The 15492-nt window shown below is 74.8% G+C and carries 14 protein-coding genes; 2 read left to right on the forward strand and 12 right to left on the reverse strand.

The features are described 5' to 3' along the window. Nucleotides 1–16: 16 nt before the first annotated feature. The 12 genes from AB0I21_RS45825 to AB0I21_RS45880 form a co-directional block, all read right to left on the reverse strand. Nucleotides 17–475: a hypothetical protein gene (locus AB0I21_RS45825; RefSeq protein WP_360570478.1), complete on the reverse strand. Its 459-nt coding sequence runs from the start codon at nt 473–475 to the stop codon at nt 17–19. After that, nucleotides 472–1155 carry a class I SAM-dependent methyltransferase gene (locus AB0I21_RS45830; protein WP_360570505.1) on the reverse strand — a complete coding sequence of 228 codons (684 nt, stop codon included), beginning with the start codon at nt 1153–1155 and terminating at the stop codon, nt 472–474. Before AB0I21_RS45830 ends, AB0I21_RS45825 begins: the two co-directional genes overlap by 4 nt. Nucleotides 1156–1160: 5 nt before the next feature. Next, on the reverse strand, nt 1161–1949 hold the full coding sequence (locus AB0I21_RS45835; protein ID WP_360570480.1) for a DUF2071 domain-containing protein: 789 nt from the start codon (nt 1947–1949) through the stop codon (nt 1161–1163). Then, complete coding sequence (locus tag AB0I21_RS45840) at nt 1946–2842, reverse strand: methyltransferase domain-containing protein (RefSeq protein ID WP_360570482.1); 897 nt, start codon at nt 2840–2842, stop codon at nt 1946–1948. The genes AB0I21_RS45835 and AB0I21_RS45840 overlap by 4 nt, the downstream gene beginning before the upstream one ends. Beyond that, nucleotides 2835–3197, reverse strand: coding sequence for a DoxX-like family protein (locus AB0I21_RS45845; RefSeq protein WP_360570484.1), 363 nt, complete (start codon nt 3195–3197; stop codon nt 2835–2837). Before AB0I21_RS45845 ends, AB0I21_RS45840 begins: the two co-directional genes overlap by 8 nt. After that, nucleotides 3194–3820: a TetR family transcriptional regulator gene (locus tag AB0I21_RS45850; protein ID WP_360570486.1), complete on the reverse strand. Its 627-nt coding sequence runs from the start codon at nt 3818–3820 to the stop codon at nt 3194–3196. The genes AB0I21_RS45845 and AB0I21_RS45850 overlap by 4 nt, the downstream gene beginning before the upstream one ends. 42 nt (nt 3821–3862) lie before the next feature. Next, the gene (locus AB0I21_RS45855) at nt 3863–6175 is read right to left on the reverse strand and encodes an ATP-dependent Clp protease ATP-binding subunit (protein WP_360570488.1); all 2313 of its coding nucleotides are present in this window, start codon (nt 6173–6175) and stop codon (nt 3863–3865) included. Nucleotides 6176–6604: 429 nt separating this feature from the next. Further along, nucleotides 6605–7918: a hypothetical protein gene (locus AB0I21_RS45860; protein WP_360570490.1), complete on the reverse strand. Its 1314-nt coding sequence runs from the start codon at nt 7916–7918 to the stop codon at nt 6605–6607. A 241-nt stretch (nt 7919–8159) separates the two neighbouring features. Next, a complete protein-coding gene (locus AB0I21_RS45865) occupies nt 8160–9554 on the reverse strand; it encodes a hypothetical protein (protein WP_360570492.1) in 1395 nt (464 codons plus the stop codon). Then, on the reverse strand, nt 9554–10837 hold the full coding sequence (locus AB0I21_RS45870) for a hypothetical protein (protein WP_360570494.1): 1284 nt from the start codon (nt 10835–10837) through the stop codon (nt 9554–9556). Before AB0I21_RS45870 ends, AB0I21_RS45865 begins: the two co-directional genes overlap by 1 nt. A 65-nt stretch (nt 10838–10902) precedes the next feature. Then, a complete protein-coding gene (locus tag AB0I21_RS45875) occupies nt 10903–12516 on the reverse strand; it encodes a DUF4331 domain-containing protein (RefSeq protein WP_360570496.1) in 1614 nt (537 codons plus the stop codon). Nucleotides 12517–12739: 223 nt separating this feature from the next. Then, nucleotides 12740–13513, reverse strand: a complete 774-nt coding sequence (locus AB0I21_RS45880; RefSeq protein WP_360570497.1) for an SAM-dependent methyltransferase — start codon at nt 13511–13513, stop codon at nt 12740–12742. 32 nt (nt 13514–13545) lie between these two features. Here AB0I21_RS45880 and AB0I21_RS45885 point away from each other — a divergent pair, with 32 nt between their 5' ends. Next, nucleotides 13546–14730 (forward strand): hypothetical protein, encoded by a 1185-nt coding sequence (locus tag AB0I21_RS45885; RefSeq protein WP_360570499.1) that lies wholly within the window; start codon nt 13546–13548, stop codon nt 14728–14730. A 331-nt stretch (nt 14731–15061) separates the two neighbouring features. Beyond that, a partial coding sequence (locus AB0I21_RS45890; RefSeq protein ID WP_360570501.1) for a sigma-70 family RNA polymerase sigma factor occupies nt 15062–15492 on the forward strand: 431 nt, incomplete at its 3' end.

The raw sequence follows: 15492 nt of genomic DNA on the forward strand, positions 1-15492 counted from the left end.
GCCCCGCGCCGAGGTCCTAGCGTGTGAACAATGCCGCTGCGAACACGGCCACGATCCATGTCCACAGTACGGTGAACCCGGCGTACCCGGCCCGGTGCAGCCGCGACCCGCGCCAGGTCCCGGGCGGGAAGGCGACGAACTGCGCCGCCCACCGCAGCCCCCAGAACACGCACTCGGCGCCGAGCACGGCCGCCGGGACCCGCCCGGGCCGCAGGAGGTCGGCGGCGAGCAGCAGCGGGGCGAGACCGAGCAGCACGCACATCACCCCGATGAAGAAGGTGTGGGTGTACAGCACGTGCCGGGTCAGCGGGTGCAGCGCCGCGAACTGCGGCCGCCACGCCAGGACGCGGGGCAGCGCCACGTGCGCGACGCCGAGGGCGACGAGGACCGCCCCGACCAGCCGCAGCTGCACCTCGACGGCCGTCACCGCCGTCGCGTCGATGGCGGCCAAGGCCGTCATGTCGATGGCGGTCACCGCCGGAACACCAGCGCCCGCACCAGGGGCGTCATCGTCGTCTCGCCCGCGAGGGTGAGCCGGGCGCCGCGGGCCAGCCCGAGCCACTCCCGGCGCGGGTAGAAGTGCCAGGCGCCCGGCCCGTACGCGGCGACGGTCGCCGCGCCGCGGCAGTGCTCGACGAGCACCAGGTGCCCGCCGGGGCGCAGGGCGCGGGCGACCTCGGCGAACAGCGCCGCCCGCTGCGCCGGGACCCGCAGCTCGTGCGCCGCGAACGCGAGGAACACGGCGTCCTGTCCGCCGTCGGCCACCGGCAGCGCGGTCACCCCGGCCGGGACCGCGCCGGCCGGCGGCGGGTGCAGCCGCCTGGCCCGCCGGACCGAGCCCTCGGTCATGATCACCGGGTCGAAGCAGTCGAGCACCGTCGGCTCGGCGTCCGGCAGCAGGCCGCGCAGCGCGGGGCTGATCTCGTCCAGGCCGGTGCTGATCACCGCGTACCGTCGCGGCGGCGGCACCAGGTCCAGCGCCCAGCGCCACTCGTACAGGCGGCTGCGGTCATACACCCACCAGGTGGCGGCGAGGCTCACCGCGACCCCGGCCGCGCCCGGCACCGCCAGGAGCCGCCACGGCCACGGCAGCGTGGCGGCGGCGACCAGCAGCACCGCCGCGACCAGGTACTTCGGCCAGTTGTAGCGGACCATGTGGATCACCGGACGCTCCCGTCGAGGGCGCGGCGGACCCCGCGGTGCCAGCCGTAGTCGAGCCCGGCGACGTGGAACGCCTGCGCCAGGACCGGCGCCGTCCCTGCGAACGGGCCGCGCTCCAGGAACGTGCACCGGGTGACGCGGACCGCGACCGGCACCGGCGTCCAGGCGGTGCGGCGCGCCTTCACCACGACGATCCCGCCGTCCTCGGCGTCGAAGGTGTACGGCAGCGGCCCGGCGAACCTGCGGGCGGCGGCCGCGTCGGCGAACGGGGAGCCCGCCGGCAGCGGCGCGGGCGTCCCGTCCCGTGCGGGGGCGAGGTCGGCGGTGACGGTGAGGTCGGCGCCGCCGTCCCGGCTGTCGACCGTGGCGGTGAGCAGGTCGCCGTCGACGGTGAGCCCGACCGTGCCGACGTGGTAGCGGTACCGGGTGAGCAGGTTCCCGGCGCGGGCGAGGGCGGGCCGGCTCGTGTCGCTGCGCAGGATGTACAGGCCGCGCATGGTCCTCCCGGCCGGCGTCGGGAACCTGGTGAAGATCCGGTAGCCGGTGAGCACGGCGTCGATGCCGAGCGCCGCGGGCAACGGCGCCGGCCGCAGTCCCTGTGTGGACACGATGCCGATCGCGACGAAGCCGTGGCTGCCGTGCGGGCCCTCGTACGTGTCGAGGGTCAGGCCGGGCGGCAGCAGCGGCGCCAGGACCGGGGCCGGCAGCGCGTACGTGAGGACGAGCGAGTGCCCGAAGCGGGTGCGCATCGGCAGGGGGTGCCGTCGCAGGGCCCGCAGCATGGTCATGCTCCGGCGGTGCGGGGGTGGAGGCGGACGACGGCGCCCCAGAGCAGGGACCGGTCGGGCAGCGGGTCGCCGGGCAGCGGGGGCGTGTCGCGGAACGTCCGCAGCACGGCCGGGCCACCGGGCCGGACCCCGTGCCGCAGCGCCGCGGCGAGCTCGGCGGCGAACGCCGGCGGCGGGCCGTCGAGGACGTTGGAGAGGGTGGCGGCGTCGTACCAGCCGGGCGGCACCGACCGGAGGTGCTCGACGACGTCGGCGTGCACCCACTCGATGCCGCCCTCGATGTCGCCGGCCGCCGGTTCTGGTGGTGCGGCGGGGCACTCGCGGCCTAGCAGGAGGCGCCAGGCCCACGGGTTGGTGGCGTTCGGGTGGCCGGTCAGGCCCTGCTCGAGGCGGCGGCGCAGGACCCGGTCCATCCGGGGTGGCAGGGCGCGCCACAGGTCCCGCCGGACGAGGCCGGCGGAGGCGAACGCGAGGCGCATCAGCGCCCTGAGCGCGGGCCGGTCCAGTCGCTCCCGCCAGTGCGCGCGCTGCGCCTCGAGGTCGGCCAGGCGCAGGAACTCCGCCATCGCGGCGGGCCGCCAGCCGGGGACGACCAGGCCCGCGGCGCGGCGGGCGACGGCCTGGAGGCGCTCGGCGGTGCCGGTGACCGTGGGGCCGCCGGCGAGCCTGGCCCGCGCGTAGGCCAGCTGGGTGGCGCTGATGTCGACGGCCGTGACCCGGTGCCCGGCCCGGGCGAGGGCAGCCGCGGTGTCGCCGGCGGAGGCGATGGCGAGGACCCGCCCCGCCGGTGGGAACACGCTCAGCTCGGCGGCGGGGTCCTCGTACATGCGACCGAACATCACCTGGGGGCGCCTGCCGACGGTGAGCCGGCCCCGCTGCCACGGGTTACGCATCTGCGGTCTCCGGTGCCGCGAGGAGCCAGGCGAGGGCGAGGAGCGCGGCGTTCGCGGTGAGCATCCGGCCGGCGTCGGTGATGTGGTCCCGGGCGAAGAGCAGGCCGCCGGCGTTGAACGCGACCAGCAGCACCGTCTGCGTCGCCGCCGCGGCCCGCGGCCACCGTCCGGTGAGGACCCAGGCCGCGAGGGCGACCTCCGCGAGGCCGATCCCCGTCAGGGCGGCGGGCCCGAGCAGCGGCGCCGCCGCGACGATCTTCTCCTGGTCGGGATCGCCGTGCAGGAGCTTGCACCACAGGCCCTCATACAGCCACACCGCCGCCACCGCGGCCCGCGCGGCGTGCTTCGCCTTCACCGGGCGGCCTTGCGGAGCTTCGCCTGCAGGGCGCGGCGGGCGACGGGGCCGAGGCCGTCGACGACCTCGACGAGGACGCCCAGGCGCTCCAGCGCGGCGACGGCGGTGGCCGCCCCGTCCGGGTCGACGCCGGTGAGGAGCTCCAGGCCGATGAACGTCGACGCGACCACCCTGGCCAGCCCCGGCACGTCGACGAGGTCGGCGACGGGGGAGGCGTCGGTGACCCGGCGCAGCACCGGCTCGATCTCAGCGATCCACAGCTTCAGGCAGGCGGCGACGGCCGGTGCGAGGCGCTCGTCGGTCTGGGCGCCGGCGAGCATCTGCGCGAGGATCGCGACGTTGCCCTCGGCCCGCTCGACCTGCTGCAGCTGCCGGCCGACGTCGAGGAGCTCGCCGATGCTCGACACGGCCGCGAACCGCTCCCGGTAGAGCGCGACCCGGCTCTCGGTCGCCTGCCGGCAGGCGACCGAGAGCAGCTGGTCGACGGTCCCGAAGTGGTAGAAGACGAGCGCCTGGTTGACGCCGGCCGCCGCGGCGATCGTCCGCGCCGACGCGCCCGCGAGGCCGTCGCTGCCGAGGACCTTGATCGCCCCGTCGACCAGGCGCTCCTTCGTGTCCGCCACCACGCACCCCATTCAGTTGAGCACTCGCTCAAGCCGTCGGGGCTATTTAAGCATTCGCTCAAGCTCCCGGGAAGTGACGAACGTGAGACCGTCCTCACCGTGGTCGATCGTGACCGTGTCGCCGGGGCGCAGCGCGCCGAGCAGGATCCGCTCCGACAGCGGGTCCTCGACCGCCCGCTGCACGGTGCGCCGCAGCGGCCGGGCGCCGAGCACCGGGTCGTGGCCGCGGGCCGCCAGGTGCGCGCGGGCCCGCGGCGTCACCGCCAGCCCGATGTCCTGGAGGGCGAGCCGCGCCGCCACGTCCAGCACGAGCCGGTCGACGATGCCTTCGACCTCCGCGGGACCCAGCGGATGGAAGACGACGGTCTCGTCGATGCGGTTCAGGAACTCCGGCCGGAAGTGCTTGCGCAGCTCGTCGCCGACCCTGTCGTACATGGGCAGCGGCCCGTCGTGGAAGCCGGCCGGCCGGGTCAGGTCGCGGGTGCCCAGGTTGGTCGTGAGGATGAGCACCGTGTGCTTGAAGTCGACGACGCGACCCTGGCCGTCGGTGAGCCGGCCGTCCTCCAGGATCTGCAGCAGCGTGTGGAACACGTCCGGGTGCGCCTTCTCCACCTCGTCGAACAGCACGACCGAGAACGGCCGCCGCCGGACCTGCTCGGTGAGCTGCCCGCCGTCGTCGTAGCCGACGTAGCCGGGCGGCGCGCCGACCAGCCGCGCCACCGTCGCCCGGTCGTGGAACTCCGACATGTCCAGCTGGATCAGCGCGTCGCAGGCGCCGAACAGGAACCCCGCGAGGGCCTTGGCCAGCGACGACTTCCCGACACCGGACGGGCCGGCGAAGATGAACGACCCGGCGGGCCGGCGCGGGTCCTGCAGGCCCGCCCTGGTCCGGCGGATCGCCCGCGACACGGCGGCGACCGCCGCCTCCTGGCCGACGAGCTCCTCGTGCAGCGTCTGCTCCATCCGCAGCAGCCTGGCGCTCTCCTGCTCGGTGAGCCGCTGCACCGGGATGCCGGTCCACGCCGCCACCACGGCCGCGATCTCGTCCGCGTCGACCTGCGGCACTTCCGGCGCTCCGGCCTTGTTCGCGGCCCCGGCCTCGGTCTTGTTCGCGCCCCTGGCCTCGGTCGTGTTCGCGCCGCTGGCCTCGGTCTTGTGCGCGGCCCCGGCCTCGTCGATCAGGTCGATCGCCTTGTCCGGCAGGCGGCGGTCGGTGATGTACCGGTCGGCGAGCATCGCCGCCGCCCGCAGCGCCGCGTCGGTGTACGTGACGCCGTGGTGCTCCGCGTAACGGTCGCGCAGGCCGCGCAGGATCAGCACGGTGTCCTCGGCGGTCGGCTCCGGCACCGCCACCGGGTGGAACCGCCGGTCCAGCGCGCCGTCCTTGGCGATGAACCTCCGGTACTCCTCGTCGGTGGTCGCCCCGATCGTCCGCAGCTCCCCGCGCGCCAGCAACGGCTTGAGCAGCGACGCGGCGTCGATGGCACCCTCGGCCGCGCCCGCGCCGACCAGGTTGTGGATCTCGTCGATGAACAGGATGATGTCGCCCCTGGTGCGGACCTCCCTGGTGACCTTCTTCAGCCGCTCCTCGAAGTCGCCGCGGTACCGGGAGCCGGCGACCAGCGCCCCCAGGTCGAGCGTGTACAGCTGCCGGCCCTTGAGCGAGGCCGGCACGTCACCGGCGACGATCCGCTGGGCCAGCCCCTCGACGACGGCGGTCTTGCCGACGCCGGGCGGCCCGGTCAGCACCGGACTGTTCTTCCGGCGCCGCGACAGGACCCGGATGACCCGCTCCACCTCGGCGTCCCGCCCGATGACCGGGTCGAGCTGCCCGTCGCGGGCCGCGGCGGTCAGGTTGACGCCGAACTGGTCGAGCACCGTCACCGGCGGCGCGCTCTCCGGCGCCTTCGTGCTGGACGGGTGCCCGGCCAGCAGCTGGATGACCTGCGCCCGCAGCCGGTTGAGGTCGGCGCCCAGCCGGACGAGCACCTGGGCCGCGACGCCCTCACCCTCCCGGACCAGACCCAGCAGCAGGTGCTCGGGCCCGATGAAGTTGTGCCCGAGCTGCAGCGCCTCCCGCAACGCCAGCTCCAGGACCTTCTTCGCCCGCGGCGTGAACGGCACGTGCCCGCCCGGCGCCTGCCCACCCAGGCCGATCAGCTCCTCGACCTGCCGCCGCACGTCCTCGAGCGACACCCCGAGCGCCTCGACGCTCCGCGCCGCGACGCCGTCGCCCTCCTGGATGAGCCCGAGCAGCAGATGCTCGGTCCCGATGGCATGGTGATTGAGAACCCGGGCTTCCTCCTGCGCCAGCACCACGGCACGTTTGGCCCGGTCGGTGAACCGCTCGAACATCGACGATCACGCCCTTCGCCTTCACGGCATTCGGCGGGCCCACGCAGCCGCATCCCTTCGGATGCGCTGAGTCAGGGCCTCTTGACCGCCGCCGGAGGCGTGGGCTCCGTCGATGCGCGGCACGGGCAGGCGCGCTGCCCCCTCCACCATAACCGACCGCCGGCACCCCGTCGCCCCACCAACTCGGGCCGCCGATCAGGACGGGTGCGGATCCGGGTCGCCAGGGACTTCGGGATGAACGACCTGTCGGGGATCGGGTCCGGACCGGCTCCGGACGCACGCAGCGGACCACCGGCCCGCGTCGTCATCCTGAGCGGTTGCTGGTCGTGCCAACCGCCCCGGCGGTGTGGGCCGTCGTGCTGGTGCCGGGCCGCCGTGCTGCCTGGGATGCCTGGGAGGCTGTCGGGTGGGCCTCCTGTGCTGGGGCGGTCAGACCTGGAGGGCGGTGGCGGTGGATTCCTGGCGTGGCAGGACGATCAGGTCCTCGGGGCGCATCGTGTGGGTGGCGGGGTCGCCGTCGAGACGGATCTCGTAGCCGCGTGGTGGTCCTGCGGCGGTCCAGCGTGCTCCGATGATCGTGCCCGATGCGGGCGGGCCCGGCTGCGGCGGGCCTGCTGCCGGTGGGCCCTGGGCGGTCCCACGTGCTTCCGGCCGGCCTTGATCGGCCGTGCCTGCTGGCTGTCGAACCTGGGTGACCTCAGGTGTTCGTGGCCGGGCCTGGGTGGTCGTGCCCGGGGCCGGTGGGGCGGGGGTGGTCGTGCCCGCGGCGGGACCCGTGGTCGCCGGGTGGGTGAGGCGGACCCTGGTGCCGGGGGCGTGGCCGTCGTCGGCGATGACGAGGAGGGCGTCGAGGATCTGGGCGGCGCCGGTCCAGGGGGCGCGGAGGACATACGGCTCGCCGTCCGGGCCCTCGACCGGCATCGTGAACATGCGGCACACCAGTGACAGCCGGTCGGCGTCGTGGCGGATGGCGGGGCTGGGGTTGGCCTGGCCTGACCGGAGGGCGTCCTCGACCCTGGCCCACAGGCCCGCGATCCCGTCGTCGAGGACGAGGCGGGCGGCGCGGTCCACCTCGGCGCACTCCATGTCGACGGCGGTCTCCTCGCCGAGCTCGGCGGTCCATGCCAGGTCCAGGGCGGCGGGCACGAGGCCCGGGGCCTCCCGGACCACCACCAGGTAGAGCATGGCGAGCAGGTCCTCGAGGCCGTCGCCGGCGTAGCAGGGGCCCGCGTGGCTCTCCCCGGGTGGGAACCGCTCCACCAGGTGCGCCGCCCGCCCACCCGCGAGGCGTGCCGCCCGCCGCGCGTCGTGGAGCTTCACGGCGGCGGGGCGTCGCTCCCGGGCGATGACGGTCCACCTGCCGGGCAGGCCGGCCGGATACACCGTCCTGCCGAGGCTGGCCAGGGTCTCACCCGGGCCGACGCCGAACCCCGCGAGCTGCCGCGCGGCCACCGAATATGCGACACCCGTCTGGGCCGCATGCGCCCTGATCGCCCGCCGCCGCTTCCGATCCCGCCGCGCCCGCCCGGTCCCGTCCTGCTGCTGCCGGTCCTGCTGCTGCCGGTCCGGCTCTCCGCCGCTCCGCTGTTGCCCGCCGTCCTGCTGCCCGCTGCTGGGATGCCCGCTGCTGGGATGCCCGCCGTCCTGTAGGTGGTGGGGGGCGTCGTGGCGGTCAGGGGCGGGAGTGGTGGCGTCCTGGGCGGAGTCAGGGGCTGGCTGGTGCTGGTCCTCTTCGTCTGGCATGGCGACCTCCGGCGTCGACCCACGCTCACACCGATCGGACGGCGGGACCTCCGCCGGGCAGCCTGCACCACCGCGCTGAGTCTGAGACTCTTGGCCTCGGGTCACGGCAGGCGTGGGCGGCCGTGTCGGGCTCAGGCAGGCGCTCTACCCACCATGACCATACCGCCGCACCGCCCCCCGAGCGCACCCCAAACCTGTTCGCCGACAGCGGACTGCCGGGCGTCGAATCCGGCCGGTGTGGTCAGAGGGTGACGAGGGAGCGGACCGCCAGGGCGGAGCCGACGAGCAGCACCAGGGCCGCGGTGCCAGTGGGGGCGAGCCGGGTCAGGCGGTCGCTGATCCGCAGGCGGGCGGGCCAGCGGTCGCGGATCTTGATGAGCAGCAGGCCGGCGGCGGTGAGGGTGGCGGCCATGCCGAAGCCGTACGCGAGCACGAGCAGCACACCGAACCACGTCCTGCCGAGGGCGACGGCGCCGAGGAGGACGACGAGGGCGGAAGGGCTCGGCACCAGGCCGCCGGCGACGCCCATGCCGACCAGCGCCAACCGGTGCGGATGACCGTGGTCGTGCGCATGGTTGTGGTCATGGCCGTGGGTGTGCGAGCCCGAGCCGTGGGAGTGGGAATCAGCGCCGTGGGAGTGGGAGTGGTCATGGGAGGAGGCGCGGCGGGACAGGAGCATGGTCAGGCCGATCGTGGCGACCAGCACGCCGCTCGTCACGCCGAGCCAGCCCAGCACCGTCTCCCCGGCCAGCCCCGCCGCGGTGGTCAGGAGCAGCCCCAGCAGCAGCACGCCGCCGGTGTGGGTCAGGGTGACCGTGGCGCCGACGGTGAGCGCGTCCCGCGGGCGGCCCGCGCGGCCCGCGAGGTACGCGGCCATCACCGTCTTCCCGTGCCCCGGCAGCGCGGCGTGCGCGGCGCCGAGGGCCAGCGCGAGCAGCACCGCCAGCACCCCGACCCACGGCGTCAGCGACCGCGAGGCCACCCATCCGCGCAGCTTCAGCTCCGCGGTCCCGGCCCAGCCGGGCAGGACCGGCGACGACAACGGTCCAGGGGGAGCCTGCGCGGCCGGGCCCGTGCTGCCGCCGGGTTCGAGTCGCAGTGTCGCCCGGTGTACCGCCGGCGGAGAGCTGAGCAGGTCGGCGGGGTACGACCGCAGCCCCGCGGAAGCCGACACCGTCGGCAGCGGCGAGTCGACGATGTGCACCCCGGCCGCGACGGCGGTCAGCTCGCGCCACCCGACGCGGTCGGCGGCGAAGTCGTTGACGACGTCCACAGTGGACGGGCCGGAGACCGCGAAGGCCCCCGAGAACGTGCATTCCAGGCGGCTGGTGCGCAGCCCGGCAGCACCGTCGGAGTAGGTGAAGGAGGACCGGTCGACCGTCCAGCCGACCGGGCGTCCGTCGACGGTGACCCGGAAGAGCGGCGCCACCGTCGTACACGAGGGGACCGACTGCAACGTGGGGAGCTCGGCGAGGTCGGCCACGTAGTCGACCGTGACCCGGTCGGGGTGGAAGGTCAGCGCGCCCAGCTGGTTGACGGAGAAGTTGCCCAGCGGGTGCGCCTGCGCGGTGCCGGGCCACAGCAGCGGCCCGCCCACGGCCAGGCACAGCAGGACCAGTGCGCGACGAAGCACCATCAGGACTCCAGGGTGGCGAGGGTCCGCACCGCGATCGGCGCGTCGACGGGGGAGAAGTGCGGGTTGAGCGCGAGCGCCAGCCGCAGCTGCACCCGGGCGGTCTCCCGGTCGCCGGCGGCGGAGGCGACCATGCCGTAGTGGTAGGCGAGGGTCGCGTCGACCTGCCCGAGCGCGTTGGCCCGGCGGGCGAACGGCAGCGCGGCGACGGGGTCGCCGGCGGCCATCAGGGTCCACGCGACCATGTCGGCGACCTCGCCGAACTGGCGGCGGTCCCACTCGGCGACCGCGAGCCTCGCGGCGGTCACGGCGTCGCCGGTGGCGAGGGCGAGCGACGCCGCGCCGAGGTCGTCGGTGCCGCCGTTGGCGGTGAAGAGCGAGTGCGCGGCCCGGGCGAGGGCGAGCGACGGCCCGGGGTCGCGCCCGGCGGCCCGCAGCATGCGCGCCTGGTCGAGCAGCGCGTCGACGGTCGGCGTGCGCGCGACCACCTTGGCGAGGTCGTCCAGCGCCGCGGTCAGGTCGCCGGCGGCCGCGTCGAGCTTGGCCTTGAGCTGCCAGAGTCCGACGGCACCGGTGTCGGCGGCGAGGCCCAGGGACACGTGCCGGGCGGCGGTGGCCAGGTCGCCCGCCGCCCATGCCAGGCCGGCGAGGTGCTGGTGGCAGAACGCCACGTCGGCCGGCTCCGTGGCGGCGGCGAGGGCGAGCCGCATGAGCGCGACGGCCTCGGTCCGCTTGCCGTGCTGTTCGAGGTCGTACGACCCGCGGGTGTACGAGCCGAGCCCCGGCCGCAGGTCGAGCATCCGCTGGACGGCGGCGGTCGCGGCGTCGGGGTGCCCGAGCTGGGTCTCGGCGTCGGCGAGGACGCCGTAGGCGGTGTCGGACCACGCGTTGACGGCGAGGGCCCGGTCGGCGAGCTCGCGCGCGCCGGCGAAGTCGTGGCGGGCGTTGGCGAGCGCGCCGAGCCCGGTGAGCGCGTCCGCGTTGCCGTCGGGGCGGACCTCGAGGGACCTGCGCAGCGCGCCCTCGGCCTTCGGGTAGTAGGCGGGGTCGGCGCTGACCCGGGCCTGCTCCAGGTACGCCTCGCCGAGCGCGGCCCACGCGGTCCAGTCGCCCGGCACCTCGCGCAGCCGCTCCTGGTGCGCCGCGATCGCCGCGGCGAGCCGGCCTGTCGACTGTGGACGGTCGGGCTCGACGAAGGCCGGCGACGGGCGCCGCCCGATCAGCGCGCCGAGGCCCAGCAGCAGCGTCGCGGCCAGTACGACACCCAACACCATGCGAACCCGCATGACTCCTCCTCCCGGGAGATGAAGGGGGCGCGCCGCGCGCACGAAGCGCGCCCCCGTGGAACGGGTCAGGGCTGGACGGACCCGCGGCGCCGCCGCCACCAGCCGACGAAGAGCAGGGTGCCGAGGCCGGCCGCGATCGCCGACGTGCTGACCGCGACGGCCGTCATGCCGGTGCCCGACTCGAACGCCGACGGTGTGGTGGCCGGCTGTGCCGCGACGGTCGCGGACGCGGACGCGGCGGCGGCGGAGGGCCGCACCGAGGACGGCGCCGAGGTGTTCGGCAGCGCCACGTACGGGAACTGCGCACCGAACGCGTTGTCGTTCGCGTCCACCTTGTCGCCGGTGGCCAGGGCGTCGACGAGCTTGCCGGTCAGCGCCGCGCCCTCGACCGCCTGCACGGCGATGTCGACGACGTCGTCGGTGAGCCGCCGGCCGTTCGGGAAGCCCTGGAGATCGCCGGCGAGCACGCCGAGCCGGTTGGGCTGCGCGGCGACCGGCACGCCGAGGTTGAGCCGCAGCATCTCCGCCGGCCGGAAGTCGGCCGCGACGACGTCGGCGTTGTTGAGCTGCGAGTTGAGGTCGGCCTTGATCGGCCCGCCGGCCTTGGTTGTGATGCCGGTCAGGAAGATCTCGACGAGGTCGTTGCGGGGTGCCGCGGGCGCCGGCACCTTGTAGATGCCCTCGATGAGCTTCGGCAGCTCGGGGTCGGTGACCCGGGCGACGACGGCGGGGATGCCGGCGTCCTGGTCGGGGCTGATCGAGTTGAACGCGTCCTTCAGCGACGCCGGCACGACGACCTCGTTGACCAGCGGGTTGCCCAGCCGGGACACCTGCACCTTCTCGCCGGTGACAGGGCCGGACTGCCCGGTGACGCGGGTCTTGGCCCGCTCGGTGGTCGTCCAGATCCCGATGACCGGGTTGCGCTTCACGTCGCCCTTGAGCGCCACGTCGGAGAACGGCACCTGCAGCGCGATCGTGTTGACGTTGTAGCCGGCGAGGGTGTCCTGCCCGACCTCGCTCAGGTCGCCGCCGTACAGCAGGTCGAACACCCGCAGGTCGAGGAAGAACGGGTCGTCGGCCTGGCCTGCGTAGACGTTCCAGCCGCCGGGGAGCCGCTTGTCGGCCTCGCCGCGCAGCTTCGCGTAGTCGGGCATCGTGGCCTTGCCGACCCGGGACGGCGCGACCGGCGCGCCGGTGACCCGCGTCTTGAAGGGCTCGCCGTGGAACGAGGACTCCAGCGTGTACGTCTGGCGGAAGAGCAGGTTCTCGTCGTCGATCGACGTGACGGGACCGTTGGCGTAGAGGAACGTGTCGCCGCCGCGGCGGTCGATGTTCTGGAACGTCCAGCGGAACACCGCGTCGGCCTTCGCGTCGCCGTCGCTGTCGACGTTGATGTTGTAGACGGCGTCGGTGGCGAAGGGGAAGAAGTTCGGGCCGCCGTCCGGTGCCGAGAACGGCTGCCAGTTGGCGATGAAGGTGACGTACCCGGCCCGTTCGGGGCTGACGAACGCGTACAGGTCGGTGTTGTCGACGGCAGGGTCGGCGGCGACGAGCGGCGCCTCCCGGTGGCTCGAGGCCGACGACGTGCCGGGCCCGAGGCCGGCGAACGCCACACCGGCCGCCACGAGCGCGGCCGCGGTGGCGCGCCACCGGCGGCCTGCCCGGGTTGGAGTGGTCATCTGCGTGGTCCCCTCGCGTCTGGAGCGGTCCTGTGACCGCCGCACGAGAGGACTTCGCCTTCACCCGGGTCGATGGATGGGTCGGTGTCGGCTAGCTGTCAGCGACCCATCCGCCCGTTCGTCAGCTCCGAATCGGCCGCCCGCCCACGCCCTGCCGTCAGCGGGCCGGCCGCACGCCCACGCCTTGCTGTCAGCGGGCCGGCCGCACGCCCACGCCTTGCTGTCAGCGGGCCGGCCGCACGCCCACGGCGCCGTAACCGTGGGAGACCTGCTCCTCGCCGTCGTCGGGGCGCCAGTCGCCGAGCCACACCAGCCCCGGGTCGAGCAGGTCGTAGCCGTCGAACAGGGCGGCGATCTGCGCCCTGGTACGGGGGACGATCGGCGCGCTGGACCGCCGGTACACCTGCTGGCCGGCGGCGGCGGGCGCGGCCGGGACCCCGTCCAGGGTGAGGTGCGAGACGACGAGGTGACTGCCGGGGACCGTGGCGTCGCGCAGCCGGGCGATGATGCCGCCCGGGTCGGCCTCGTCGGGCACGAAGTGCAGGATCGACACCATCAGGATCGCGACCGGCTCGCCGAGGTCGAGGTGCCCGGCGACGTCGGGGTCGGCGAGCAGCGCCTCCGGGTCCCGCAGGTCCCGGCACGCCACCGACACACGGTCCAGACCGTCCACAAGGGACCGTGCCTGGGCGACGGCCACGGGGTCGTTGTCGACGTAGACGACCCGGCCGTCGGTCATCTCGTGCACGTTGCCCTGCGTCGGCAGCCCCGTGCCGATGTCGAGGAACTGCCGCACGCCGGCCCGGTCCAGGTGCCGCACCGCCCGCTGCAGGAACCGCCGGTTGGTCCTGGCCGCCGCGGGCGTGTCCGGGAAGATCGCGAGGATCTGCTCCGCGGCCTCGCGGTCGGCGGCGAAGTTGTGATACCCGCCGAGGTAGTAGTCGTACATGCGGGCCACATTGGGAACGCTGGCGTCGACGTCGCCGAGACCGGTCATCCATCCACCTTAATGGGGTAGGTTCGGCGACCGTGCTGGACGGACTCGACGGGATCGACTGGGCCTCGCTGGAGCACGCGTACGGCCCGGCCGCCGACGTGCCCGGTCACCTGCGGGCGCTGCGCTCCGGCGCCGCCGGGGACCGGCGCGGGGCGCTGTCAGGGCTCTACGGCGGGATCTGCCACCAGGGGACCCGGTACGAGGCGAGCGCCCCGGCGGTCCCGTTCCTGCTGGAGCTGCTGGCGGACCCGGCGACCCCGGACCGGACCGCGGTCGTGGAGCTGGTCGCGTCGATCGCCGTCGGGCACCACGGGGCGTGGCTGCCGGACGGGTTCCCGGTCGCCGGGCTGCGGGCCGCGGCCGTGGGCGGCGCCGAGCTGCTGCGTGCCGCGCCACCGCCGGCCGAGGACGACGAGGACGAGGACTTCGAGGGGGAGAGCCGCCTGGACTACTGGGAGGCTCTCGGCGAGGACCAGCGGTCGGCCATGGCGGCGCACGTGGAGCTGGCCGCCTACGATGCCGTGCGCGCCGGCCTGCCCGTGCTGCGGGAACTCGTCATCGGCGGCGACGCGCACGGTGACGCCGCGTTGCGGGCGGCCGCGGCGTTCACGCTCGGCTGGTTCCCCGAGGACGACACCGCGAGCGTCGCGGTGCTCACCGCGGCGGTCGCCGACCCGTCCCGGTCCGTCGCCGCCACCGCGGTCGTGTCGCTCGGGCTGCTCGGCACCGTCGTGCCGGCGGCGCTGCGCGACACCAGGGCGGAGATCCGCTGGGCGGCGGCGGTCGCCCTCGCCCGGGTCCGGGGCGCCGGGGCCGGCGACGAGGCCACGCGGGAGCTGCTGCGCTGGGCCGGGGGCGCGAGCACCACCCGGGCCGGCATCCCGTTCCTCGGCGGTGACCTGGCCGGCTACGCGGCGCTGTCCCTGCCCGCGCTCGCCGCCGGTGACGCCGCCCTGGACGCGCTGCTGGCCCGGCTCGGGACGGTCACCGGCGTGGAGACCCTGCCGGTGCTCGGCACCGCGCTGCGGCTCGTGTTCCCGGACGGTCCCGGGTCCGGCGCGGCCGGGCCGCGGCACAGACTGGTGAAGGCGCTGGCGGAGGCGCCCGCCGCGTGGCAGATGGGCGGGCGGAGGTCCGGCGACGTGTCGGGGCTGCTGCGGTCGTTTGGCCTGCCAGGTGACCCTGCGGCGATGAATGCCCTGCTAGAGGACCAGTAGGGGCTGACACGCCGGTCCGGGGGTGCGACTGTTGTCATGCGGCAATTTGTTGTACGGTGGGTGAGTCGTCACCTCCGGCGGCCTGCCACATGTTGCGCGAGCAGCGTGCGGGGCGGGTCACCGACCGGGCCCGTCCAGACAGCGGCGGTCCACCCGGTGCCGTGACGGTTCTCGGTCTTACCGCCGGCGCTCAAGACACGGGCGCTGTGAGCGATCTTCTGACCGGTCTCGAGCCTCGTGCGCCCTCAAGCTGGGGATGCCCTGCTCGGCGTTGCCTTAAACGACGTCCTACAGGACGGACCGGTCATTGCACCGAAAGGCTGACCCTGCCGTGAGCACTGACCTGCACACTGACGCCACTCGCACCGCCGACCTCCACGACGTCGACTCCGTCCCGGCCGCCGACGCGGCCACGAGCGCCGGTTCGCACCGGACCAGGGAGACCGACGCCCAGGCCAAGGCGTTGCTGTCGCTGCTGGGCGACCTGCCCGCCGGCACCGACCGCGACCGCGTCCGGGCTCGCCTCATCGAGCTGTACATCCCCCTCGCCGAGTACCTCGCCCGGCGCTTCCGCAACCGCGGCGAGCAGTTCGACGACCTCGCCCAGGTCGCCAACCTCGGGCTGATCAAGTCGGTCGACGGGTTCGACCCGGAGCGCGGCGCCGCGTTCACCAGCTACGCCATCCCGATGATCGTCGGCGAGCTCAAGCGCCACTTCCGTGACAAGGGCTGGGACGTCCGGGTGCCCCGCCGCCTGCAGGA

Source organism: Dactylosporangium sp. NPDC050588 (genome assembly GCF_040654975.1).
Classification (GTDB): Bacteria; Actinomycetota; Actinomycetes; order Mycobacteriales; family Micromonosporaceae; genus Dactylosporangium; species Dactylosporangium maewongense.